26 protein-coding genes are annotated in these 21,379 nt (G+C 66.4%); 16 read left to right on the forward strand and 10 right to left on the reverse strand.

Annotated elements, in window-relative coordinates; all coding sequences use genetic code 11:
- Positions 1–45: 45 nt before the first annotated feature.
- From ACV4UZ_RS13290 to ACV4UZ_RS13300, 3 genes are read right to left on the reverse strand one after another with little or no spacing between them, the layout of a single operon-like run.
- Positions 46–873, reverse strand: a complete 828-nt coding sequence (locus ACV4UZ_RS13290; RefSeq protein ID WP_491601291.1) for a carbon-nitrogen hydrolase family protein — start codon at positions 871–873, stop codon at positions 46–48.
- Positions 870–1,133 (reverse strand): glutaredoxin 3, encoded by a 264-nt coding sequence (gene grxC, locus ACV4UZ_RS13295; protein ID WP_491601292.1) that lies wholly within the window; start codon positions 1,131–1,133, stop codon positions 870–872. Before grxC ends, ACV4UZ_RS13290 begins: the two co-directional genes overlap by 4 nt.
- A gap of 40 nt (positions 1,134–1,173) precedes the next feature.
- Entirely contained in the window at positions 1,174–1,902 is a 729-nt protein-coding gene (locus ACV4UZ_RS13300) for a ComF family protein (RefSeq protein ID WP_491601293.1), read from the reverse strand.
- A gap of 46 nt (positions 1,903–1,948) precedes the next feature.
- Here ACV4UZ_RS13300 and ACV4UZ_RS13305 point away from each other — a divergent pair, with 46 nt between their 5' ends.
- The 7 genes from ACV4UZ_RS13305 to ACV4UZ_RS13335 all read left to right on the forward strand — a co-directional run bounded on the left by ACV4UZ_RS13305 (position 1,949) and on the right by ACV4UZ_RS13335 (position 8,803).
- Positions 1,949–2,836 (forward strand): methyltransferase domain-containing protein, encoded by an 888-nt coding sequence (locus tag ACV4UZ_RS13305; protein WP_491601294.1) that lies wholly within the window; start codon positions 1,949–1,951, stop codon positions 2,834–2,836.
- The gene (gene sfsA / locus ACV4UZ_RS13310; protein WP_491601295.1) at positions 2,836–3,546 is read left to right on the forward strand and encodes a DNA/RNA nuclease SfsA; all 711 of its coding nucleotides are present in this window, start codon (positions 2,836–2,838) and stop codon (positions 3,544–3,546) included. The genes ACV4UZ_RS13305 and sfsA overlap by 1 nt, the downstream gene beginning before the upstream one ends.
- A gap of 8 nt (positions 3,547–3,554) precedes the next feature.
- Positions 3,555–4,358, forward strand: a complete 804-nt coding sequence (gene map, locus ACV4UZ_RS13315; protein ID WP_491601296.1) for a type I methionyl aminopeptidase — start codon at positions 3,555–3,557, stop codon at positions 4,356–4,358.
- Between the two features lie 264 nt (positions 4,359–4,622).
- Positions 4,623–5,735: a hypothetical protein gene (locus ACV4UZ_RS13320; protein WP_491601297.1), complete on the forward strand. Its 1,113-nt coding sequence runs from the start codon at positions 4,623–4,625 to the stop codon at positions 5,733–5,735.
- A 79-nt stretch (positions 5,736–5,814) separates the two neighbouring features.
- Positions 5,815–7,038: a hypothetical protein gene (locus ACV4UZ_RS13325; RefSeq protein WP_491601298.1), complete on the forward strand. Its 1,224-nt coding sequence runs from the start codon at positions 5,815–5,817 to the stop codon at positions 7,036–7,038.
- 100 nt (positions 7,039–7,138) lie between these two features.
- On the forward strand, positions 7,139–7,465 hold the full coding sequence (locus ACV4UZ_RS13330) for a PilZ domain-containing protein (RefSeq protein WP_491601299.1): 327 nt from the start codon (positions 7,139–7,141) through the stop codon (positions 7,463–7,465).
- A 380-nt stretch (positions 7,466–7,845) separates the two neighbouring features.
- Positions 7,846–8,803 (forward strand): IS630 family transposase gene (locus ACV4UZ_RS13335; protein WP_491599710.1). Its coding sequence is split into 2 segments (ribosomal slippage): positions 7,846–8,177 and positions 8,176–8,803, totalling 960 coding nucleotides; the frame shifts between segments, so codons are not numbered across the junction.
- Positions 8,804–8,820: 17 nt separating this feature from the next.
- Here ACV4UZ_RS13335 and ACV4UZ_RS13340 read toward each other — a convergent pair.
- The 3 genes from ACV4UZ_RS13340 to ACV4UZ_RS13350 form a co-directional block, all read right to left on the reverse strand.
- Positions 8,821–9,558, reverse strand: coding sequence for an SDR family NAD(P)-dependent oxidoreductase (locus ACV4UZ_RS13340; protein WP_491601300.1), 738 nt, complete (start codon positions 9,556–9,558; stop codon positions 8,821–8,823).
- A gap of 118 nt (positions 9,559–9,676) precedes the next feature.
- Positions 9,677–11,419 (reverse strand): S49 family peptidase, encoded by a 1,743-nt coding sequence (locus tag ACV4UZ_RS13345; protein WP_491601301.1) that lies wholly within the window; start codon positions 11,417–11,419, stop codon positions 9,677–9,679.
- Between the two features lie 104 nt (positions 11,420–11,523).
- Positions 11,524–11,859 (reverse strand): rhodanese-like domain-containing protein, encoded by a 336-nt coding sequence (locus ACV4UZ_RS13350; protein ID WP_491601302.1) that lies wholly within the window; start codon positions 11,857–11,859, stop codon positions 11,524–11,526.
- 193 nt (positions 11,860–12,052) lie between these two features.
- On the opposite strand from ACV4UZ_RS13350, the gene ACV4UZ_RS13355 reads away from it, so the two are divergent.
- From ACV4UZ_RS13355 to ACV4UZ_RS13385, 7 genes are all read left to right on the forward strand, one after another.
- Positions 12,053–12,520 carry a hypothetical protein gene (locus ACV4UZ_RS13355; RefSeq protein ID WP_491601303.1) on the forward strand — a complete coding sequence of 156 codons (468 nt, stop codon included), beginning with the start codon at positions 12,053–12,055 and terminating at the stop codon, positions 12,518–12,520.
- Positions 12,521–12,706: 186 nt separating this feature from the next.
- On the forward strand, positions 12,707–12,916 hold the full coding sequence (locus ACV4UZ_RS13360; RefSeq protein WP_008621996.1) for a cold-shock protein: 210 nt from the start codon (positions 12,707–12,709) through the stop codon (positions 12,914–12,916).
- 121 nt (positions 12,917–13,037) lie between these two features.
- Positions 13,038–13,475 (forward strand): CBS domain-containing protein, encoded by a 438-nt coding sequence (locus tag ACV4UZ_RS13365; RefSeq protein ID WP_491601304.1) that lies wholly within the window; start codon positions 13,038–13,040, stop codon positions 13,473–13,475.
- 89 nt (positions 13,476–13,564) lie between these two features.
- The gene (fabI, locus tag ACV4UZ_RS13370; protein ID WP_491601305.1) at positions 13,565–14,383 is read left to right on the forward strand and encodes an enoyl-ACP reductase FabI; all 819 of its coding nucleotides are present in this window, start codon (positions 13,565–13,567) and stop codon (positions 14,381–14,383) included.
- Between the two features lie 4 nt (positions 14,384–14,387).
- The gene (gene aroC, locus ACV4UZ_RS13375; RefSeq protein WP_491601306.1) at positions 14,388–15,503 is read left to right on the forward strand and encodes a chorismate synthase; all 1,116 of its coding nucleotides are present in this window, start codon (positions 14,388–14,390) and stop codon (positions 15,501–15,503) included.
- A 26-nt stretch (positions 15,504–15,529) separates the two neighbouring features.
- The gene (locus ACV4UZ_RS13380; RefSeq protein ID WP_491601307.1) at positions 15,530–15,817 is read left to right on the forward strand and encodes a GIY-YIG nuclease family protein; all 288 of its coding nucleotides are present in this window, start codon (positions 15,530–15,532) and stop codon (positions 15,815–15,817) included.
- Positions 15,818–15,867: 50 nt separating this feature from the next.
- Positions 15,868–16,878, forward strand: coding sequence for an IS30 family transposase (locus tag ACV4UZ_RS13385; RefSeq protein WP_491599453.1), 1,011 nt, complete (start codon positions 15,868–15,870; stop codon positions 16,876–16,878).
- Between the two features lie 102 nt (positions 16,879–16,980).
- Here ACV4UZ_RS13385 and ACV4UZ_RS13390 read toward each other — a convergent pair whose 3' ends face one another.
- The 4 genes from ACV4UZ_RS13390 to ACV4UZ_RS13405 form a co-directional block, all read right to left on the reverse strand.
- Positions 16,981–17,415 (reverse strand): hypothetical protein, encoded by a 435-nt coding sequence (locus ACV4UZ_RS13390; RefSeq protein ID WP_491601308.1) that lies wholly within the window; start codon positions 17,413–17,415, stop codon positions 16,981–16,983.
- Between the two features lie 69 nt (positions 17,416–17,484).
- Entirely contained in the window at positions 17,485–17,952 is a 468-nt protein-coding gene (ruvX, locus tag ACV4UZ_RS13395; RefSeq protein WP_491601309.1) for a Holliday junction resolvase RuvX, read from the reverse strand.
- A 16-nt stretch (positions 17,953–17,968) separates the two neighbouring features.
- A complete protein-coding gene (gene cowN, locus ACV4UZ_RS13400; RefSeq protein ID WP_491601310.1) occupies positions 17,969–18,262 on the reverse strand; it encodes a N(2)-fixation sustaining protein CowN in 294 nt (97 codons plus the stop codon).
- Between the two features lie 115 nt (positions 18,263–18,377).
- A complete protein-coding gene (locus tag ACV4UZ_RS13405) occupies positions 18,378–19,079 on the reverse strand; it encodes a LytTR family DNA-binding domain-containing protein (RefSeq protein WP_491601311.1) in 702 nt (233 codons plus the stop codon).
- A 118-nt stretch (positions 19,080–19,197) separates the two neighbouring features.
- On the opposite strand from ACV4UZ_RS13405, the gene ACV4UZ_RS13410 reads away from it, so the two are divergent.
- Both ACV4UZ_RS13410 and gatC read left to right on the forward strand, forming a co-directional pair.
- Positions 19,198–20,730, forward strand: coding sequence for a TPR end-of-group domain-containing protein (locus ACV4UZ_RS13410; protein ID WP_491601312.1), 1,533 nt, complete (start codon positions 19,198–19,200; stop codon positions 20,728–20,730).
- A gap of 361 nt (positions 20,731–21,091) precedes the next feature.
- Positions 21,092–21,379: an Asp-tRNA(Asn)/Glu-tRNA(Gln) amidotransferase subunit GatC gene (gene gatC / locus ACV4UZ_RS13415; RefSeq protein WP_491601313.1), complete on the forward strand. Its 288-nt coding sequence runs from the start codon at positions 21,092–21,094 to the stop codon at positions 21,377–21,379.

A 21,379-nucleotide genomic window follows, 5' to 3' on the forward strand; every position in this document is an offset into this window, starting at 1 on the left:
GGATCCCGGCTCAAGGCCGGGATGACAATCAAGAGATGTTGGCGGCTACCGCTTCGGCACTCCGAACGGCCGGTCGTGGTCCAGGCAGGGAATCTTGCGCCTTGCGTCCTTGACCTTTTCCGGGTCGATGTCGGCCATCACCCAGCCGGGCCGTTCCAGCGCGTCGGCCAGCACCTCGCCCCACGGGCTGACGATCAAGGCATGACCGTAGGTCTGGCGGTCGTTGACGTGCTCGCCGCACTGGGCGGGGGCGAAGACGTAGCAGCCGGTCTCGATGGCCCTGGCCCGCAGCAGCACGTGCCAGTGGGCCTTGCCGGTGGGCCGGGTGAACGCCGCCGGCACCGCCAGGAAGCTTGATCCGGCATGGGCCAGCGCCCGGTAGAGATGGGGGAAGCGCACGTCGTAGCAGATGGACAGTCCCAGCCGCCCCCAGGGCAGATCGACGCAGACCGCGTCGTCGCCGGGCTGGAAGGTGGCGGATTCCTTGTAGACCTCGCCCAGGCCCAGATCCACGTCGAACATGTGGATCTTGGAATAGCGCGCCGCGATCCCGCCGTCGGGACGCAGCACATAGGTGCGGTTGGCCACCATGCCGCCTTCGAGCAGCACGTGCAGGCTGCCCACATGCAGCCAGACGCCGATCTCGCGCGCCAGGTCGCGGAAGAACTTCAGCGCCTGATGCTCCTCTTCCGGCTGGGCCTTCAGGACGATGTTGGAGCGTCCCCACTCCATCATGGCCACGTTCTCGGGCATCAGGATCAGGTCGGCGCCGGCGGCGCGGGCCTCGACGGCCAAGGCGGCGGCGGCCTCGCAATTGGCCATCAGGTCGTTGGAGGCGTTGACCTGAAGGCAGGCCGCCTTGAAGCTCCTCACGCTCCACCCGCCAGCATGGGATCCAGCTTGCCGTCCTTGTCCAGCGCGTAAAGGTCGTCGCAGCCGCCCACATGCACCCCGTCGATGAAGATCTGCGGCACCGTGCGGCGTCCGCCGGCCCGGTTGGTCATGTACTGGCGCAGGCCGTCGTCGGTCGAGACGTTGATCTCGGAATAGGTCACGCCCTTCTTGTCGAACAGCTTCTTGGCCTTGACGCAATAGGGGCAGACGTCGGTGGTGTAGATCTCGATCTCGGCCATGGGGGGCTCCAGGTTTCGTTACCGCCCTTATATAGCGCAGCTAGCTCTCCCGCACCACCCGTCCCAGGGTCAGCACGTCCACCGAGGCGGCGCCTCCCCGCAGCAGCACGCGGGCGCATTCGTCCACGGTGGCGCCGCTGGTCATGACGTCGTCCACCAGCACCACACGGCGTCCTTCCAGACGGGGAAACAGGCGTTCCACCACCTTGAAGGCGCCGGCCACGTTGCGGGCCCGGGCGTCATGGCCGAGATGACCCTGGGGCGGGGTGCGGCGGGTGCGGACCAGCATTCCCGGCTCCACCGCCACCCTGGCCATCCGCCCGATGGCGTTGGCCAGCAGGGCGGCCTGATTGTAGCGCCGGGCGAACAGTCGCCAGCGATGGAGCGGCACCGGCACCAGCAGATCGGCCTCGCCCAGCATCGTCCCGCCGGCCCGCGCCATCCAGCGGGCGAAAGCCCCCACCCCTTCCAGGCGGTCGGCATGCTTGAGGCGCAGGATCAGGGCCTTCGACGCATCGTCATAGCGCAGCACCGCCCGCGCCCGGGAATAGCGCGGCGGCTGGCGGGCGCAGGCGCCGCACACCGCCCCTTCGCCCGGGTCCAGCTCGAAGGGCAGGCCGCAGCAGGCGCAAGAGGGATCGCCCAGGAAGTCCATGGCCGACCAGCAGCGCGGGCACAGGCTGCCGGGCTCGGCCACTTCCGCCCCGCAGGACAGGCAGAGCGGCGGCAGCAGCGCGTCGATCACCAGACGTGCAAGTCTGACCGGCATCTTCTCCCCTTCCCTCCGGCGGCGCGGACATGCCATACAGCCCGACATGAGAATCTTCGACCGACAGCTGGTGCGCAAGCGCCGCGACCGTGCAGCCGGCACTTTCGTCGCCCACGACTTCCTGGTGCGCGAGGTGGCCGAGCGTCTGGCCGACCGCCTGGACGACGTCAGGCGGCGCTTTCCCATGGCGCTGGACCTGGGCTGCCACACCGGCGAGATGGCCGACACCCTGCGGGGGCGCGGCGGCGTCGAGACCCTGGTGCAGTGCGACCTGTCGCCCGCCATGGCCGCCAGGGCGGCGGCCAACGGCCATCCGACCCTGGCCGCCGACGAGGAATGGCTGCCGTTCGCCGCCCAAAGCTTCGATCTGGTGGTGTCGTGCCTGTCGCTGCACTGGGTCAACGACCTGCCCGGCACCTTGCTGCAGATCCGCCGGGTGCTGAAGCCCGACGGGCTGTTCGTCGCCGCCCTGCTGGGGGCCGGCACCCTGGCCGAGCTGCGCCAGTGCCTGCAGGATGCCGAACTGGCCGAGGAGGGGGGCGTCAGCCCTCGAATCGCCCCCTTCGCCGACGTCAAGGATCTGGGAGCGCTGCTGCAGCGGGCCGGCTTCGTCCTGCCGGTGGCCGACGCCGATTCGGTCGCCGTCAGCTATGGCGACCCCATGCGCCTGATGGCCGACCTGCGCGGCATGGGCGAGACCAACGCCGTGGCGGCCCAGCGCAAGGGGCTGACCCGGCGCGCCACCCTGCTGCGCGCCGTGGCGCTGTACCAGGAGCGGTTCGCCGGCCCCGATGGCCGCCTGCCCGCCACCTTCCAGGTGCTGACCATGACCGGCTGGGCGCCGCATCCCTGCCAGCCCGCCCCGGCGCCCCAGGGCTGCGCCGTGCCCGGCCTGGGCGGCCTCAACAGCCGCATGAGCCCCGAGACCGATTGATGCGATTTTCCGCTCCCCTGGTCCGCGCCACCCTGATCCGGCGCTACAAGCGCTTCCTGGCCGACATCCGCTTCGAGGACGGCACCGAGACCACCGCCCACGTGGCCAATTCCGGCGCCATGCTGGGCACCGCCGAGCCGGGCATGGAGGTCTGGCTGTCGCCCGCCTCCAATCCCGAGCGCAAGCTGAAATGGAACTGGGAGCTGGTGACGGTGGACGGCCATCTGGTGGGGGTCAACACCGCCCATCCCAACGGCATCGTCGCCGAGGCGGTCGCCGCCGGGCTGATCTCCGAGCTGGCGGGCTACGAGTCCATCCGCCGCGAGGTGAAGTACGGGGTGAATTCGCGCATCGACCTGTTGCTGGAAGCCCGGGACCGCCCCAAATGCTGGGTGGAGGTGAAGAACGTCCACCTGAAGCGCGGGACCTGGGCCGAGTTTCCCGACGCGGTGACCACCCGGGGCACCAAGCATCTGGCGGAACTGACCGAGCGGGTCAGGGCCGGTGAGCGGGCGGTGATGGTCTATCTGGTGCAGCGGGAAGATTGCACCGGCTTCCGGCCCGCCGCCGACATCGACCCCACCTATGCGAAGGCCCTGGCCCAGGCGACACGGGACGGCGTCGAAGCGATCTGCTATACCTGCCGTTTATCGACCGGCGGCATCGAACTGGGCGAGCCCTTGGGCATGGAATTGAGCGAACGGATCTGAAGGGACCGATGGAACACGAAGACAGGGAATATTCCCGCATCCGCCGCCACGGCCCGGCCGACTTCGAAGGCATGCGCAAGGCGGGCCTTCTCGCCGCCGAGACCTTGGACTTCATCGCCCCCCACGTGGTGCCGGGCGTGACCACCGCCGAGCTGGACCGCCTGTGCGCCGAGTTCATCATCGCGCGCGGCGCCGTCAACGCGCCCATGAACTACCGCGGCTTCCCCAAATCCATCTGCACCTCGGTCAACCACGTGGTCTGCCACGGCATTCCCGGCGAAAAGCGCCTGGAGGAAGGCGACATCGTCAATATCGACGTCACCCCCATCGTCGAGGGCTGGCACGGCGATTCGTCGCGCATGTATTACGTGGGCAAGGTGGGTGTGAAGGCCCGCAAGCTGGTGGAAGTCACCTACGAGGCCCTGATGCGCGGCATCGAGGTGGTCAGGCCCGGCGCCACCCTGGGCGACATCGGCCACGCCATCCAGAGCTTCGCCGAAAAGCACCGTTTCTCGGTGGTGCGCGACTTCTGCGGCCACGGCCTGGGCCGCATCTTCCACGAGCCGCCCAACGTCATGCATTACGGCAATCCCGGCGAAGGCGCCGTGCTGGCCGAGGGCATGTTCTTCACCATCGAGCCGATGATAAATGCCGGCCGCTACGAGACCAAGATCCTGGCCGACGGCTGGACCGCCGTCACCAAGGACAAGTCCCTGTCGGCCCAGTTCGAGCACTCCATCGGCGTCACGGCCTCGGGCTATGAAATCTTCACCCTCTCGCCCGCCGGGCTGCACTGCCCTCCATACCAGTAGCCTAGGCACATTCCCTCACCGCGCATCCTCAACCGACCCGCGAAGCATCGGAAACATGCGGGGTTGATCTCTCTCGACTCGGGTGGGGACCTTATGCTTTTTCTCCGTCGCTATGTGAGCGCCTTCACATTAGCCTATGCCGAATGGGGGTATTGTGGCGGTGATGCGATCAGGTCCGCATCGTTTTTTGGTGATGGGCAATTCATCGCATGCTAACGTTTTCCCTCGGGGAATGTGGCGCGATGGGAGTTTAAGGTTGACGCCATGACGGATACCGCGACAGCGGTCTTCAGAATCAACGGGACCCTTCAGGGGCCGGTTGTCGATATTCTCGGACAGTTCCTGCCGGAGCTGAAGGCCCTGCCGCGAGAGCAGGCCTATGACCGGACCCTCGACGACCTGGACCTTCTTTCCCGCTGTTTCCAGATCTTCCGCAAGGAACGCCCCCGCTTCCGCTACGTTCTGGTGGACGAGCGCCGCCGCCCGGTGAGCGAGGACAATGTCCCGCTGTCCTGCGGCCGCACCCTGGCCGAGGTCATCGCCATGGTGGTGCGCACCGCCGCCAAGCGCTACTTCCGCCGCAAGCTGTCGCCCGCCGCCCTGCGGGCGGAGGCCGAGGCCGAGGAGGCGCGCGCCCAGGCGGCCCAGCGCAGCCCCGCCGACGAGCTTTACGACGCCATCAAGGCCTATCTTCTGCACGAGTGGCAGGTGCCGCTGGTGCCCGCCTATTCCGAGATGGACCCCGCCCTGGTCCGCCGGATGGGCGCCAAGATTCTCGACTGCCGCGAGCCCGACACCCTGGCCCGCCTGATCGCCGATCCCGACGCGCCGGTCCGGACCATTGGGGCGGAGGCTCCCCAGGGGCCGGCCAACACGCCGTCCACCTTCGCCGCCCCCTTCGTTTCGCCCTTCGCTCCGGTCGCCAAGGCGCCGCTCGCCCCGGTCGCGCCGGTGGTCCATCCCCGCACCGCCAGCCTGGACGACGTGCTGACCCCCGACCACCAGCGCCTGCGCGCCGAGGCCTTCACCCAGACCCTGCTTGACCCGGAAGTGCGGGCGGTCCTGCCCAATGCCGATCAGATCGTGCGCATCGGCGACGTGCTGCGCGGCGTGGGCGGCCAGCCCGCCACCGCCCTGGTCGAGGGGCTGGGACTGCGCAAGGACCAGCTGGCGGTCATGCTGATGGTGGCCCAGGACTGCATCGGCAGCACGGTGTTCGGCCGGCTGTTCGGCCCGCGCGCCGATCCCGAACTGGTCACCCGCATCGTCGAACGGGCAAGGCTTCGCGGCATCGGCCCGACCACCGAGGTGATCGAGTGCGCCATCTTCATGCGTGGCGTGTTCGCCCGCTTCGGCCACCGGTCCCGGCGCGATTAAGGTCTGACATATAGTCACTTGGGAATTGGACCCGTTCGGCTTACCTTTCGGGGAGGTATAGATTCGATCGGAATTCACCATGCCGCGCCTGCCGTCCGAGGCCAATGCCCGGATCGTCCGTCAGATCAACCTGACCCTCGAGGGTCCGGTGGCGGACGTCATGGCGCAGCTGGTTCCCGAATTGAAGAAGCTGCCGCGGCGTGGCGTGCTCCAATGCGTCCTGGACGATCCCGATCTGCTGGACCGCTGTTTCAAGGCCTTCCGCGCCAACACCGACCGCTTCCGCCAGTTGCTGGTGGACGAGCACGACGTGCCGGTGGAACAGGCCGACGCCCTGCTGGCCTGTGGCCGTTCGCTGGACGACGTGGTGTCCATGGTGGTGCGGACCTGCGCCAAGCGCCATTTCCGCAAGCGCCTGGACGGCGACTCGCGCCCGCTGAAGGGCGGGGACCGTCCGCCCCCGCCCAAGGGTCTGATGGGCAAGCTGATGCGCCTTCTGAGCCTGCCGGGCGCGGGCAAGACCCTCGGCCGCAGTCGCGGCGAGACGCTTTACGACGCCATGCAGGAGCACCTGATCCATGACTGGCAGGTCGCCCTCGTACCTGAATATTCAACCTTGTCGCCCGCCCTGGTGAAACGCCTGGGCAAGCGCATTCTCGACTACAAGGTGCCCGAGGACATCCGGCGGCTGAAGGAGAATCCGGCCGAGCTGCCGGTGCCGTCCACCCTGCCGGAAAACATTCCGGCCTTCCTGGTGCCGCCCGCCGCCCGCTCCGAGGCGCCCAAGCCCGCCGAGAAACCCAAGGCCGCGGCGGCCGTCTCGGGTGGCGACATTCCCGCTCCGGTCCACGAGGTCAAGGCCGGCGGCCCCCCGCCTCCGGCCGGTACCGGCGACCGCCGGGCCCGCATCGCCGAGATACTCACCCCCGACGGCAAGCGCCTGCGCTCGGCCGCCTTCACCATGGTGCTGCTCGACCCCACCGTGCGGGCCGAGCTGCCCAATGCCGACCAGACGGTGCGCATCACCGGCCTGCTGGCCGAGGTGGGCGGCCTGTCGGCCAAGATGCTGGTGGGCGAGTTGGGACTGCGCATGGACCAGCTGGCGGTGATGACCCTGGTCATCTACGACCTGATGGGCGAGGAAATGTTCAAGCGCTCGTTCGGCATTCCCGGCAACCTGGAATACGTCGGCAAGTTCGTCGAGCGCGCCAAGGCCGCCGGCATCAACCAGGACACCGCCCTCGGCGACATCTCGTCCTTCGTCCGCAAGACCTTCGCCAACGCACCGCGCGCCGCCCAGTGATCGCCCTTCGCCAGTGATCACCCGTTTACATACGACGCGAATGCCATTTACCCCTTTTCGGCTATATGTGCCGCAAGCGCACGAGCAGGGAGTCGGCAGGGTGACCCAGATCACGGAACGGCGGCAGCACGTCCGCAAGGTGGGAGACGGCCTGGCCGTCCTGATGGACGGAAAGGTGTTTCCGCTGGTCGATGTTTCCCTCTCGGGCCTCAGCTTCCAGGGAGCCGGCTTCCGGCCGGGCGACCGCATCCGCCTGACCTTGGCGGCGGTGCGCGCCCCCGACGAAGGCGTCGAAGCCACCCTCACCGTCAAGGTGGCGGAAGGGGGCGTCATCCGCGGCGAGTTCGCCCCCACCGCCAAGCTGATGCGCTACATCATCGCCCATCTGGGCGAGGTTACCGGCACGGAACCGGCCTATTTCCGCTGACATCCATTAGCGTCAAATATGAGACGCGCTGTCATGCTGAGGCGTAATACCAAACTGCGATGAGCGTGACTCATCGCAGTTTGGATAGGCCCAAAGGGCCGCGCCGCTTATGCGGCGGGAGCCCAGCCGCCGCAGGTGGCGCCCGGCGATTGAGGGCGATGCACTGATCGGTTCCGATCAGTGCATCTTGGTATAAGCCGAAGCATCCTTCAGCCTGAAACGGCTGCCGCTTGCGCGTGAAAGACCCATCGCCTGCGGCTCAGGGTGACAACCTGTCTCTGACTTAACGCTCGATGGTTTAGAGCATCGGACCTGAAATCTGAATCGCAGGGGATTCCCTTGTAGGCGAAAAAGTGATTCAACCTCATTGGAGGTGGATCATGGGCAAATGGCTATCATCAGATCTTCGGGTCCGTGTTTACGGTAAGATCGAACACGGCGAATCGCGGCGAGCGGCGGCTCGGCATTTTGGAGTGAGCGCCGCGACCAGCGTCCGTCTTGCACAACGGATGGCGGCGACGGGTTCGTTGGAGCCCTTGCGGCAAGGCCGTCCGCCGGGCGGTGGTAAGCTGGCGGCCTTTGCCGCTCTTCTGACCGGCTGGGTGGAGGCGCAAGGCGACATCACGATGCCGGAACTGGCGGCCAAGCTGAAGGCCGAATGCGGCGTCACGGCCCACCCGGCGTCACTCTCGCGGTTTCTGATCGGGCAAGGCTTCAGCGTCAAAAAAAACGCTGCTGGCCACCGAAGCCGGTCGCGATGATGTGGTGGCGGAGCGCCGGACCTGGCTGAGCCACCGCCAGCCCCGGATGTGCCAGGAGCCTCACCGGCTGGCGTTCATCGACGAGACCGCCACCACCACCAAGATGACCCGGTTGCGGGGACGGGCACCGCGAGGGCAACGGTTCAAGGCCCGCGCGCCATTCGGCCACTGGGGAACCCAAACCTTCATCGCCGCCTTGCGCTGTGACGGTCTGACGGCACCCTGGATCATAAACGGCCCCATGAACCGACAAACCTTCGAGGTCTACGTCGAGACCCAACTGGCCCCGACGCTCCAGCCGGGCGACGTCGTCATCCTCGACAACCTCTCCAGCCATAAAAGCGAGAAGGCCAAGGCCATCCTCAAGGAGAGAGGCGCCTGGTTCCTGTTCCTACCCCCATACAGCCCAGACCTAAACCCAATCGAGATGGCCTTTGCCAAACTCAAGGCTCATCTCCGACGGATCGGCGCGCGCACCATCGACGACCTCTGGAAGGCCGTCGGCAATATCTGCGATCTCTACACCCCAGACGAATGCTGGAACTACCTCAGGGAAGCCGGGTATGTTTCAGATTAAACGCACGCCGCTCTAGGCTAATACAGGTGCTGGCCGCCGGTGACGAAGACCTCGGTGCCGGTGACGTAGGCGAAGTCCGGCCCGCACAGGCGGAACACGGTTCCGGCCACGTCCTCCGTGGTGCCCATGCGCTCCAGCGGGATGCGCGGCACCAGCGCCTCGTATTCGGCCGAGATCATCTCGGTGCGGATCTCCCCCGGGGCCACGGCGTTGACCCGCACCCCCAATTGGGCCATCTCGGCCGCCATCTCGCGGGTCAGACCCGACAGGGCCGCCTTCGAGGTGGAATAGGCCGATCCCGCGAAGGGATGCACGTAATGCCCGGCGATGGAGGTGATGTTGACGATGGCGCCCCGTCCCCGGTGCAAGGCGCTGGCGAAGCCGCGCGCCAGCCGCAGCGGCGCGAAGAAGTTCAGCTCGAACACGTCCTTCCAGCCGTCGATGGAGCCGTTCAGCACCCCCAGACGCTCCTTGTAGGGGGTCTTGGGGCTGACGCCGGCATTGTTGACCAGGGCGTGCAGCGGATCGGAGCCCAGCCAGGCATTGGCCCTGGCGACGAAATCCTGGGCCGAGGCGGGATCGGCCAGATCGGCGACGATGTGGCAGGCCCAGTTGCGGTCGATCATGCATTCCTCGGGCACGTCGGCCCGGGCGCAAGTGATGACCCGCCAGCCCTCGGCCAGGAAGCGCCGGGCGATGGCGTGGCCGATGCCGCGCGACGCGCCGGTGACCACGACGGTCTTCGCGTCGCTCATCGCCGCCCTCCTCTCCAACCGTCATCCCCACCGATAGCGGCATGCGGGCAGGATGCCCGCGCCCCGACGATGATCACCACGCCTGGAGCGCGGCCGTCCCGGCCGCCTCGCCGCCCGCTCATCCGGGCGCCCTCAGCTGGGGGGCGCGCAACTGGGCGCCGGGGGCCGGGACCAGGGCGTCGAGCAGGAACTGCAGGCGAGCCAGGATGCGCCGCTCGGCCACTCCGCCGCCGCCCAGGCTTTCGGCCAGCACCTCCCAGGGCTTGCGCGGGCGGGGAAACTCCACCAGGGAAAGCGGCTCGTCGGCCTTGAGTCCCGCCACCTGCCGCACCTGGGCCAGCGCCTCGGCCCAGCCGCCCAATCCGTCCACCAGTCCGGAGTCCTTGGCGTCGGCCCCGGTCCAGATGCGCCCGCGCGCCAGCGTGTCCATGCGCGCCGCGTCCATGCCCCGCGCCGTGGCCGCCTTGCCGGTGAAATCGGCGTAGATGTGGTCCAGCTGGGCGTCGAGGCGGGCCTTGGCCTGGGGGCTGAAGGGGTGGTTGGCGCTCCACATGCCGGCATTGTCGCCCCGGTGCATCTCGTCCCAGCTGATGCCCAGCTTCTTCCAGAATTCGTCCAGCACCAGCTTGCCGCTGAACACGCCGATGGAACCGGTGATGGTTCCCGGCGCGGCGATGATGCGGTCCGCCCCCATGGCGACGAAATAGCCGCCCGAGGCGGCGAAGTCGCCCATGGACACCACCACCGCCTTGCCCGCCGCCCGGGCGCGGGCCACCTCGTGATGCACGGTGTCGGAGGCGGTGTAGGAGCCGCCGGGGCTGTCGACGCGGAACAGGATGGCCTTGACCTTGTCGTCGTCCACGGCGTCGCGGAAGGCCTCGGCCACCGTGCGGGCGCCGAAATCGCCGGCTCCGTCCAGGCCGCGCTGGGATTCGCCGCGATGAATGGCGCCCACGCCGGAAATCAACGCCACCCGGGTGCCGCGCGAATGGTTCAGGGTCGCGGCGTAATCGGCCAGATCCATCTCCTCGGCCTGGTCCGGGCCGGTTCCCGCCACGGACTCCCAGGCCTGATCGCGGTAGCCCAGCCGGTCCACCAGCCGGGCGTCCAGCGCCTCGGCGGCCAGGAACGGCCCTTTGCCCATCAGTTCGCGCACCCTGGCCTCGGGCAGGCCGCGCCCGGCGACGATGCCCCGGGCGATCTGCTCGGACCAGGAGTCCAGCAGGCGGCCGAGATTCTCGCGGTGCGCCGGAGTGAAACCGGTCTCGGTGAACATGTCGATGGCCGATTTGTACTCGTGGCGGCCCGAGAACTGCGCCTTGATGCCCAAAAGGTCCAGCGTGCCCTTGATGAACGGGCTTTCCACCCACAGGCCGGTGAGGCCCACGTCGCCCGAGGGCTGCAGCCAGAGCTGGGAAAAGGCCGTGGCCAGATAGTAATCCAGGGTCCCGGACCCGCCCTCGCCCATGGTCTCGGCGAACAGCACCGCCGGCTTGCCGCTGGCGCGGAAGCGGGCCACCGCGTCGCGCAGGTCCTGGCGCCCCGCCAGGCCCAGGGTGGAATGGCCCAGGGTGGCGAACAGGCCGGTCACCCGCTTGTCGGCGGCGGCGCGGTCGATGGCCTCAACCACGCGGCGCAGGCCGTAGGAGCGCTCGCCCGCCAGCTCGGCCAGGGGATTGGCCTCGGCGGTGTCGCGGAACCTGGCGTCGAGGTCGAGGCTGAGCACCACCCGCTCGGGCACCTCGTCGCCATCGCCGCCGGCCATGTGGACCGCCAGCCAGGTCCCCAGGCCGAGCAGCCCCAGAAAGACCAGACCGGACACCGCCAGGAAGGTGACCAGGATTCGACCGAGACGGCGCATGCGTGTTCTCTCTTTTGCCACTGCCCCTGGATTAAAGAGAAAAAGGGCGGCTACGTCCAGCAGCCGCCCTCAAGGTGGGGAAATGTAGAGAGGAAAGAAAAACCTCAATTGCCCGTCACGGTGGGCAGGCCGGCGTCGCGCCAGGCGTTGAGCCCACCCTTCAGGTGGACCGCCCAGCCCTGCCCCGAGGCGATCAGCCGGCGGGCCACCGCCGCCGAGCGCACGCCGCCCAGGCAGGAAATGATGATCTTGCGGCCGGGATGGCTGGGCCAGGTCTCCAGCTCGAAATCGCTCATGGGATAGAGCACCGAGCCCTCGATATGCTCCTCGGCGAATTCCTCGTCCTCGCGCACATCGACCAGAACCGCCTCGCCGGCATCCAGCAGGGCCTTGACCTGGGTGGGTTCCAATTCGATCAGACCGATTTCCGAAGCGCTCATGACGGGGTCCTCACACGCTTAATTCCCATGCTTGAGACGGTGATACACCACCCAGCCCGACAATTCAACACAAAATACAGTCGCAATGTTAAATTTACATTTTTAATAACACAATTGATGGTGTGTTTGCGTCGCAGCATTGACGCCCGCCGCCCGGCCCCGTAATGTCCAACGGTTCCCTGCAGACATGATCATGCGCACCATAATCGCCCTTCTCGCCCTGATGCTCTTGCCCGTCTCCGCCCCGGCCCAGGATTTCGGCCGGATGATGGCGCAGGTTGCGTTGCAGCCGCTGCCCGAAGGCGAGACGCCGGACATCGACCTGCTGCTGCGCACCCAGTGGAAGGCCTATTACAACGCCGGCGGCACCTACGGCTTCTTCCGCGATCAGGTGCGCGCCGGGCGCATCGACCTCAACGAGGACGGCCAGGCGGAGCTGTTCATCCTGATCGACTCGCCCGCCTGGACCTCGGCCAAGGGCTTTCCCCTGCTGGTGGCGGGCTGGACGCCCAAGGGCTGGACCGCCATCGGCTGGAGCTTCGCCGATTCCGACAGCGTGTTCGTCACCTCGGAACGCATCGACGGCTGGGCCACCATCCTGACCCCGACCCAGGGGCTGCAGCGGGTGGGCAAGAGCTATCAGGCCATCGACCGGCGTTAATTTCCCCCCTCCTGTCGCTTTCGCCTTGTGTTCCGCGCCGGTCCGGTCCATGCTGAGTCACGTCTTTCTACCTGCCGCAGATTCCCGCCAGGGAATCCGGCGCCGCTTCAGGTGTCATCGCCGGTCGAACGATAGAACCCCCCGCATGAGAGCATGCGGGGTACTACTAGTTATTTGGAGGTTCCTATGCCGAACGGCACCGTTAAGTGGTTCAATGCTACCAAGGGCTATGGCTTCATTCAGCCCGAGGACGGCTCGGCCGACATCTTCGTCCACATCTCCGCCGTCGAGCGCGCCGGCATCGGCAATCTGAAGGAAGGCCAGAAGCTCTCCTTCGAGACCGAGCGCGACCCGCGCAAGGGCAAGAGCTCGGCGGTCAATCTCAAGGCCCTCTAAGCCTTTCGAGACTGATTGGAATGGGGCGCGGCCTGCGGGTCGCGCCCTTTTTCGTGCCGATTGCCCATCCCCGCCGGCAGGTTCATAGTATTTCGATCCTGGGGAGAGCTGGGAGGCTCGCATGCCGGTTCGATTGATCAGGGACATCATCCGCCACCAGACCGTTCTCACCATGCCCGCCGCCGCCACGGTGCGCGAGGCCGCCCGCCAGATGAAGGCCAGGGGCGTGGGGGCGGTGATGGTCACCGACCACCACGGCCGGCTGCAGGGCATCTTCACCGAGCGCGACTGCCTGTTCCGCGTCCTGGCCGAGGGGATCAATCCCGACACCACCACCCTGGCCCTGGTGATGACCCCCGACCCCGACACCATCACCGCCGACCGCAGGCTGGGTCATGCGCTGCACATGATGCACGACAGCGGCTTCCGCCACATCCCGGTGGTGGACCACGGCATTCCGGTCGGCATGGTCTCCATCCGCGACGCGCTGGGCTCGGAACTCAGCAACTTCGAGCGGGAAGTGGTGAAGAAAAAGGAACTGGGCGAAATCCTGGGATAGCCTTTGCCGCCAAGCCTCTTTCGTGTATGTAGGGGTGCCGTGGCCCGAACCTCGCGCCACCAATCCGTTCACCACGATACGAGGACCGCATGAACGCTCCCGCTCCCCTGATGGCCGGCAAGAAGGGCCTTGTCATGGGCGTCGCCAACGATCGCTCCATCGCCTGGGGCATCGCGCAGGCGGCCCGCGCCCAAGGCGCCGAACTGGCCTTCACCTATCAGGGCGAGGCGCTGGAGAAGCGGGTGCGCCCGCTGGCCCAAAGCGTCGGCTCGGACATCGTGCTGCCCTGCGACGTGTCGGACGAGGATTCCATCGACGCCGTGTTCGCCGAGCTGGAGAAGCGCTGGGGCAAGCTGGACTTCGTGGTCCACGCCATCGGCTATTCCGACAAGAACGAGCTGCGCGGCCGCTATGCCGACACGTCCTTGCAGAACTTCCTCACCTCCATGCACATCTCGGTGTTCTCGTTCACCTCGGTGGCGCGCCGGGCGTCGGCCATGATGCCGGATGGCGGCTCGCTGCTGACGCTGACCTATTACGGCGCCGAGCGGGTGATGCCGCACTACAACGTCATGGGCGTGTGCAAGGCGGCGCTCGAGGCCTCCGTGCGCTACCTCGCCGTCGATCTCGGCGGCCAGGGCATCCGCGTCAACTCGCTGTCGGCCGGTCCCATCAAGACCCTGGCGGCGTCGGGCATCGGCGACTTCCGCTACATCCTGAAGTGGAACGAGTACAACAGCCCGCTCAAGCGCAACGTCACCCTGGAAGACATCGGCGGCGCCGGCCTTTACCTGCTGTCCGGCCTGTCGTCGGGCGTGTCGGGCGAGTGCCATCACGTGGATTGCGGCTACCACGTGGTCGGCATGAAGGCGGTGGACGCCCCCGACATCACCGTCGCCAAGGACTAATGCGGTGAGCGGAAACGGTTTCGGACATCTTTTCCGCTTCACCACCTTCGGCGAGAGCCATGGTCCGGCGATCGGCTGCGTGGTCGACGGGGTGCCCTCCGGCATTCCGCTGGCCGAAGCCGACATCCAGCATTACCTGGACCTGCGAAAGCCCGGACAGAACCGCTTCACCACCCAGCGGCGCGAGCCCGACGAGGTGAAGATCCTGTCCGGCGTGTTCGACGGCCGCACCACCGGCACCTCCATCGGCCTGCTGATCGAGAACACCGACCAGCGGTCCAAGGATTACGGCGAGATCAAGGACACCTTCCGTCCCGGCCACGCCGACTGGGTCTACCAGCAGAAATACGGCATCCGCGACTATCGCGGCGGCGGGCGCTCGTCGGCCCGCGAAACCGCCATGCGGGTCGCCGCCGGCGCCATCGCCCGCAAGGTCCTCGACGCCCTGATCCCCGGCGGAATCTCCATCCGCGGCGCCATGGTGCGGATGGGGCCGCACGCCATCGACCGGGCCGCCTGGGACTGGGCCGAGACCGGCAACAACCCGTTCTGGTGCCCCGACGCCATCGCCGCCAAGGCGTGGGAAGACTATCTGGATGCCATCCGCAAGGCCGGCTCCTCCATCGGCGGCGTGGTCGAGGTGGTGGCCGAGGGCGTGCCGGTGGGCCTGGGCGCCCCGGTCTACGACAAGCTGGACGCCGATCTGGCCAAGGCCATGATGAGCATCAACGCCGTCAAGGGCGTCGAGATCGGCGACGGCTTCGACGCCGCGTCACTCACCGGCGAGGAGAACGCCGACGAGATGCGCATGGGCAATGACGGGCAGGTGCGCTTTCTGTCCAACCATGCCGGCGGCATCCTGGGCGGCATCTCCACCGGCCAGGAGGTGGTGGTGCGTCTGGCCGTCAAGCCCACCTCGTCCATCCTGACGCCCAAGAAGAGCGTCGATGCCAAGGGCAACGAGGTGGAGGTCTCCACCAAGGGCCGCCACGACCCCTGCGTCGCCATCCGCGCCGTGCCGGTGGCCGAAGCCATGATGGCCTGCACCCTGGCCGACCATCTGCTGCGCTCGGCAGCCCAGCCGGCCATCACGCATTTCCCTCCGTCGTCCCGGCCCTGAGCCGGGACCCGGGAGACGCAGCACCATTGCGTCCCGCCGTCTATATTCTCGCCAGCCGACGGAATGGAACGCTCTATGTGGGCGTGACCAGCAATCCCGTGCAACGCGTCTGGGAACATAAAACCGGTGCCGTAGAAGGCTTTACCCGGGACCACGCCGTCCACATCCTGGTTTACATCGAGTTCCACGAAACCATGGAAGCCGCCATTACCCGCGAAAAACGGATCAAGCGCTGGCGGCGCGAGTGGAAACTGGCGCTGATCGAGCGGGACAATCCCACATGGCGGGATCTCTACGCGGATATGGCTCGATGAGCCCCCCCTGGATCCCCTAAGCTCACGATCGAAGTGCAACACCCGCTATAATGGGTGCTGCGATGGGACAACGATACAATCAGCTCAGTCTGGATGAGCGGTGCGAGATTTACCGTCTGCATGCAGACGGTAAATCTCGGCGAGCCATTGCCCGGGCCTTGGGCCGGGCGGCGTCAACAATCAGCCGAGAGCTGGAGCGCAACAGTGGCGCCCAAGTCGGCTACAAGGTGGATTGGGCGATGATCCAGGCCCGCGCCCGGCGGCGGCGCAAGCTTTACAAACTGGAGCGCTCGAGCGCGCTCAGGAAACTGACCTTGGACGGCCTTGCGATGGGATGGTCCCCGGAGCAGATCGCCGGGCGGCTCGAGCTTGAGCAAGGTAGGCCGGTGATCAGCCACGAGTCAATTTACCGCTACATCTACTGGCGCGTGAACAGCCACAAGGACTATCTGCACCGGCTGCTGCCGCGCGCCAAGTTTCAGCGTGGCTGGCGTGGCCGCAAGGGCGGCAGCTCGGTGCATTTCATTCCCCAGCGAGTGCCGGTAGCCGAGCGTCCCGCCGAGGTCGCCGACCGGCGCCAGACCGGCCACTGGGAAGCCGATCTGATGCTGTTCTCCCGCTATCGCCAAGCCGTCCTGGTGGCGCACGAACGTAGCTCGCGCCTGCTTCTGCTCCGGCATCACCTCAGCAAAGCCGCCGAGCCAATCGCCGACAGCCTGACCGCCATGCTGCGGCGATTTCCTGCCGAGCAGCGCCGCACCATCACCTTCGATAACGGCTCTGAATTCGCGGCCCATCGCCGCCTGAAGACAAGGCTTCGCATGAAAACCTATTTCTGCGATCCCCATAGCCCCTGGCAGAAGGGCGGCGTCGAGAACGCCATCGGGCGAATGCGGCGGGGACTGCCGCGAAAAACAGATCTCGCGGCAGTTTCCCAGGCCGATCTGGACGACCTGGCCATGGACTACAACCTCACCCCGCGAAAGTGCCTCGGATATCGAACTCCGCTTGAGGCTTTCCTCGGAAAAGCCATCGATCTCGGTGTTGCACTTGAAATGTGAGTCCATCTCCCCGCCTGCGCGGGGATGACGATATTATAGTTCTCGTCATCCCGGCCTTGAGCCGGGATCCAGGAGTCGCAAAGAGAGCGCGTGCCCCCGGGGCTAATCCGCGCAGACCGCCTTGTCGCCTTCGACCTTGCAGGTCGCCTTGGTGCGGTAGGTGAGATCCAGGCCGTTCTCGTAGGTGCAGACCACCCGGGTCATGGCGCCGATGCGGATGGCGCCGACATGCTTGAACTTGGAGGCCTTGATGGTCTCCGGCGGCAGCGAGCAGTGCAGGTAGCCCTGGAACTCGCCGGCTTCCCACAGCGACACGTCCTTGACCTTCTTGTAGTGCTCCAGCGACAGGCAGGTGCCGTCCTCCTTGTCGTACATGCGCTGATTGTCGCTGCAATAGCCGGTGAAGCCCCATTTCAGCTCCTGCTCGCTGGAACAGGTGCCCACCTGCTGGATGGTGGCGATGTCGGGACAGGTCACTTCGCCGGCCAGGGCGGGCAGCGAAACCAGCGACAGGACGAAGGCAAGACGACGGATCATGGCAGGTGGCTCTCCCCTGTGAACTGAGCGCATCCTAATCATGCCGGGCGCCCCGCGACCTGACATTCGTCAAGTGATTCGGGATTGGTTGTCCAAAAGCCCCTGCAGGATGTAGGCGGCGGCCATCTTGTCCACCACCTCGGCCCGGCGCTTTCTCGACGAATCCGCCTCCAGCAGGGTACGGGTCACGGCGGAGGTGGACAGCCGTTCGTCCCAATAGGCGATGGGCATGTCGCGAAGGCGGGCCAGATTGGCGGCGAAGGAACGCACCGACTGGCAGCGCGGCCCCTCGAACCCGTCCATCTCCACCGGCAGGCCGAGGACCAGCCCGCCCACGTCCTGCTTGTCCACCACGGCCAGCAGCGCTTCGGCATCCTTGGTGAATTTGGTGCGGCGGATGGTGTCGTAAGGGGTGGCGATGGTGCGGCTGACGTCACTGAGCGCCAGCCCGATGGTCTTGGACCCCAGGTCGAGTCCCAACAGACGCTGGTCGCGGGTGAGGGACGACAGGAGTTCGGCGGGGGTAAGAATGGGCATGACCCGCACCATACGCTCAACAGCACTCGTCTTCCAGCCGCCGCAGAGCTTCCAGCCCCACCTCGTCGCCCGCCGCCTCGAACAGTTCCTCGATGTAATAGGTGTGCGAGCAGGCCAGGCACAGCTCGTCCGCCTTGCGCGCCCCCACCTTGCCCGCCTCGGCCAGCCGGACCAGGAAGCGGTCCCAGAAGCCATTGGCGTGTTCCGGCATGGCGGTCAGCGCCACCACCCGCTCGATCACCACCTTGGCGTTGCCCTCGCAATCGATGCCGGAAAAGCTGGTGTAGCGGTCGGTGGTGATGATGGTCATGGGATGCCCTCCTGGTGCCGCCCCACCATGGCCAAGGACGCCACGATCGGCAACGGCACATGCCCGAGCCGCCCAGTCACTGCACGAACGGTCGGATGGGGCGCATGAACGGCGACTATACCGCCAGCCGCCGCCGCACCAGCTCCACCCGGGCACGCGCCACCGGCACGCGCGGACGGCCGGGCGCCGCCATCACCAAAGCCCAATGCCCGTCGCTGCGGTCGATGGCCTCGGCATGGTGGAGGTTGACGATGTGGCGGCGATGGACCTGCAGGAACACCGTCGGGTCGAGGCGGCGCAGCAGCTGGGCGAAGGGCAGCCGGCAGAAATGCGCCCCATCGGCGGTATGGACGCGGGTGTAATGCCCCTCCGCCTCCAGGTGCACTATCGCCGCGACATCCAGCAGGGCCGGCCCGCTGCCCGATCCCACCGGCAGCTTGACCAGCACCTCGGCCGAGGCCGGACGGGACTGGCCCTCGTTCAGGCTGAACCCCTCGGGCAAATGGAAGATCAGGCACCAGCCGGGACCGTCCGCCCCCTCCACCGTGGTGACCCGGGCCACCAGGGTGCCGAAGGGCAACGTCATGGCCATGCCCGCCGGCTCGTCCGGTCGGGCGCGGGCGGCATCGAGCAGCCACTGCACCTTGGCCCGCGCCGGTTCGGGGTGAAGACCAAGAAGATCGGCCCCGATGATCCCTCCCCCCACCGGTTCCAGCAGACGCCGCGCCAGGGCATTGGCGGCGCTCACCCGTCCCTCGGCATCGACCAGGACGACGCCGACGGGGGCACGCTGGAGCTGGTAGGCGACGGAGGTCATGGGACGGCGTGTGATCTGGACATGTAACCTTGATGCGCCGCCGAGGGGGAAAGATCAAGCCCGCCCATTGACAATCCCAACGGGCCGCCGATGATGGTTTCTCTCCAGGGGGTAGGGCATGAGCAGAACCATCGACGACGTCGCGCAGCAATTGCTGGATAACAAGGCCAGCGGCGGATCCTGCGCGCTGCTGATCGGCGCCGGCTGCTCGGTGGAGGCCGGCATACCGGGGGCGGAGGGCTTCGTGCGCGAGATCAAGAAGCGCTATCCCCGCAAATACGAATTGGCCCCCGACAAAACCTATCCCGCCTGCATGGAACAATTGGCCTCCAACGAGCGCCACACCCTGATCTCCGAATACATCGACGGCGCCAAGATCAACTGGGCGCATATCGCCATTGCCCAGCTGATGGCCGCGAAATTCGTCGACCGGGTGCTGACCACCAATTTCGACCCGCTGGTGATGCGGGCCTCGGCCCTGTTCAACGTCTTTCCCGCCGTCTACGACATGGTGAGCATCGGCGAGGGATACCGGGCGTCCTGGGTGCGTGACCGGGCGGTGTTCCACCTGCACGGCCAGCGCGACGGCTTCTTCCAGGCCCATACGGAGGAGCACGTCAACGCCCTGGAACATCGCCTGGGCAGCCTGTTCAGCGACTGCGCCGCGCGGCGGACCTGGATCGTGGTCGGCTATAGCGGCGAGAACGACCCGGTGTTCCGCCAGTTGGCCAAGATGCAGGAATTCGAGCACGACCTGTACTGGATCACCTACAACCAGGACAAGATGCCCGCTCATCTGGAGCCGCTGATCAAGCCGGGCAAGGGCGGCTACTGGATCAATGACAGCCTGGGCGCGGACAATTTCCTCTTCCAATTGGCGGCCAAGGTCGGCTGCGAGGAACCGCCATTCTACGCTAAACCCTTCCGCCACTTGCGCGAAACCCTCGACACCATCGCCAGCTTCAAACTGCCAGGCCAGGACTCGGAACTGGAAGTCACCCGCAGGGCCATCGACAAGATCGACAAAGCCATCCACTGCATCGAACCCTCGCTGATTTGCCGTGCGGATGGCTTGGAAGAGGCACAGACCGAGTCGCCCGAGGACCTTGCCGCTAAGGCCCAGCAATTGCTGATGGCCGGACAATACGACGACATCATCGCAATGGCCGACCAGCTCCCCGCCGCGGCCACCGATAGCTTGGCCTGGGCCTACATCTTTCAGGGCTACGACTTCGAGAATAGTGCGAAGGAAAAATCCGGCCCTGTCGCTGAAGATCTCTTTCGAATGGCATATGAAAAATACGCTAAGGCTATCGAGGTCCAGCCGAACAGCCACGTAGCTTGGGGCAGTTGGGGCGGAACACTTACTCAGCAGGCCCAAAAAGCCGATAGAGCCAAAGCTGACGACTTATTCCAGCAGGCTTCGGAAAAATGCCTCCAAGCCAATGCCATCAAGTCTGGCGAGGGTTCCTACAACCTCGCCTGCATCTCCGCCCTGCAAAGCAAACCCGACGAATGCCGCCAGTGGCTGGAGGATTGCATCACCCACAACGACCTCCCCGACCGCAAGCACCTGACCGAGGACACCGACCTCGATTCCGTCCGCAACGAACCCTGGTTCGCGGAGATTCTGGCCAAGGCGAAGGAATAGCGGGGCGGCTGACAGGGGATTTACCACAGAGGCACAGAGACACAGAGAAGGCACAGAGAAAAAGGAAACCGTCATGCCGCGCGCGGCGAGGCATCCGTTGCGGCCCCTCACTGAGCGCCCCCTCGCTCCAATCGGGTGACGATTTTTTGTCCTCTGTGCCTTCTCTGTGTCTCTGTGCCTCTGTGGTCTTCTCACCCTATGGTCCCCCGCGTGCCAGGGGGGTGCGCTGAGTTACCACCAGGGCACCAAGAGAGCGGAGCGGAGCGGATGCCGTCGCCCAATCTCCCCTCCCCCGCTTGCACCTGATCCCCCCCGGTGCTAACGTCCGGCCACCCTGTTTTACCGGAGTTTTTCGCAGCCCATGTCGCTCGACAAAGCCACCGTCCGCGCCATCGCCGAACTGGCGCGCATCGAAGTCAAGGACGAGGAACTCGATCACCTCGCCGGCGAATTGTCCAACATCCTCACCTTCGTCGAGCAACTCTCCGAGGTGAATACCGAGGGCGTGCAGCCCATGACCTCGGTGGCCGACATCACGGCGCCCATGCGGGCCGACGTGGTCAATGACGGCGGCTATCCGGACAAGGTTCTGGCCAACGCGCCGGAAGCCGCCGAGGGCTTCTTCACCGTGCCGAAGGTGGTGGAATAA

It is taken from the genome of Paramagnetospirillum sp. (assembly GCF_058402745.1).

What these genes read in the sequence shown, in the direction of transcription:
- grxC (WP_491601292.1), bottom strand. Translation starts at nt 1,133, where the DNA reads ATGGCCGAGATCGAGATCTACACCACCGACGTCTGCCCCTATTGCGTC.
- ACV4UZ_RS13300 (WP_491601293.1), bottom strand. Translation starts at nt 1,902, where the DNA reads ATGCCGGTCAGACTTGCACGTCTGGTGATCGACGCGCTGCTGCCGCCG.
- ACV4UZ_RS13305 (WP_491601294.1), top strand. Translation starts at nt 1,949, where the DNA reads ATGAGAATCTTCGACCGACAGCTGGTGCGCAAGCGCCGCGACCGTGCA.
- sfsA (WP_491601295.1), top strand. Translation starts at nt 2,836, where the DNA reads ATGCGATTTTCCGCTCCCCTGGTCCGCGCCACCCTGATCCGGCGCTAC.
- map (WP_491601296.1), top strand. Translation starts at nt 3,555, where the DNA reads ATGGAACACGAAGACAGGGAATATTCCCGCATCCGCCGCCACGGCCCG.
- ACV4UZ_RS13320 (WP_491601297.1), top strand. Translation starts at nt 4,623, where the DNA reads ATGACGGATACCGCGACAGCGGTCTTCAGAATCAACGGGACCCTTCAG.
- ACV4UZ_RS13325 (WP_491601298.1), top strand. Translation starts at nt 5,815, where the DNA reads ATGCCGCGCCTGCCGTCCGAGGCCAATGCCCGGATCGTCCGTCAGATC.
- ACV4UZ_RS13340 (WP_491601300.1), bottom strand. Translation starts at nt 9,558, where the DNA reads ATGAGCGACGCGAAGACCGTCGTGGTCACCGGCGCGTCGCGCGGCATC.
- ACV4UZ_RS13345 (WP_491601301.1), bottom strand. Translation starts at nt 11,419, where the DNA reads ATGCGCCGTCTCGGTCGAATCCTGGTCACCTTCCTGGCGGTGTCCGGT.
- ACV4UZ_RS13350 (WP_491601302.1), bottom strand. Translation starts at nt 11,859, where the DNA reads ATGAGCGCTTCGGAAATCGGTCTGATCGAATTGGAACCCACCCAGGTC.
- ACV4UZ_RS13355 (WP_491601303.1), top strand. Translation starts at nt 12,053, where the DNA reads ATGCGCACCATAATCGCCCTTCTCGCCCTGATGCTCTTGCCCGTCTCC.
- ACV4UZ_RS13360 (WP_008621996.1), top strand. Translation starts at nt 12,707, where the DNA reads ATGCCGAACGGCACCGTTAAGTGGTTCAATGCTACCAAGGGCTATGGC.
- ACV4UZ_RS13365 (WP_491601304.1), top strand. Translation starts at nt 13,038, where the DNA reads ATGCCGGTTCGATTGATCAGGGACATCATCCGCCACCAGACCGTTCTC.
- fabI (WP_491601305.1), top strand. Translation starts at nt 13,565, where the DNA reads ATGAACGCTCCCGCTCCCCTGATGGCCGGCAAGAAGGGCCTTGTCATG.
- ACV4UZ_RS13385 (WP_491599453.1), top strand. Translation starts at nt 15,868, where the DNA reads ATGGGTGCTGCGATGGGACAACGATACAATCAGCTCAGTCTGGATGAG.
- ACV4UZ_RS13390 (WP_491601308.1), bottom strand. Translation starts at nt 17,415, where the DNA reads ATGATCCGTCGTCTTGCCTTCGTCCTGTCGCTGGTTTCGCTGCCCGCC.
- ruvX (WP_491601309.1), bottom strand. Translation starts at nt 17,952, where the DNA reads ATGCCCATTCTTACCCCCGCCGAACTCCTGTCGTCCCTCACCCGCGAC.
- cowN (WP_491601310.1), bottom strand. Translation starts at nt 18,262, where the DNA reads ATGACCATCATCACCACCGACCGCTACACCAGCTTTTCCGGCATCGAT.
- ACV4UZ_RS13405 (WP_491601311.1), bottom strand. Translation starts at nt 19,079, where the DNA reads ATGACCTCCGTCGCCTACCAGCTCCAGCGTGCCCCCGTCGGCGTCGTC.
- ACV4UZ_RS13410 (WP_491601312.1), top strand. Translation starts at nt 19,198, where the DNA reads ATGAGCAGAACCATCGACGACGTCGCGCAGCAATTGCTGGATAACAAG.
- gatC (WP_491601313.1), top strand. Translation starts at nt 21,092, where the DNA reads ATGTCGCTCGACAAAGCCACCGTCCGCGCCATCGCCGAACTGGCGCGC.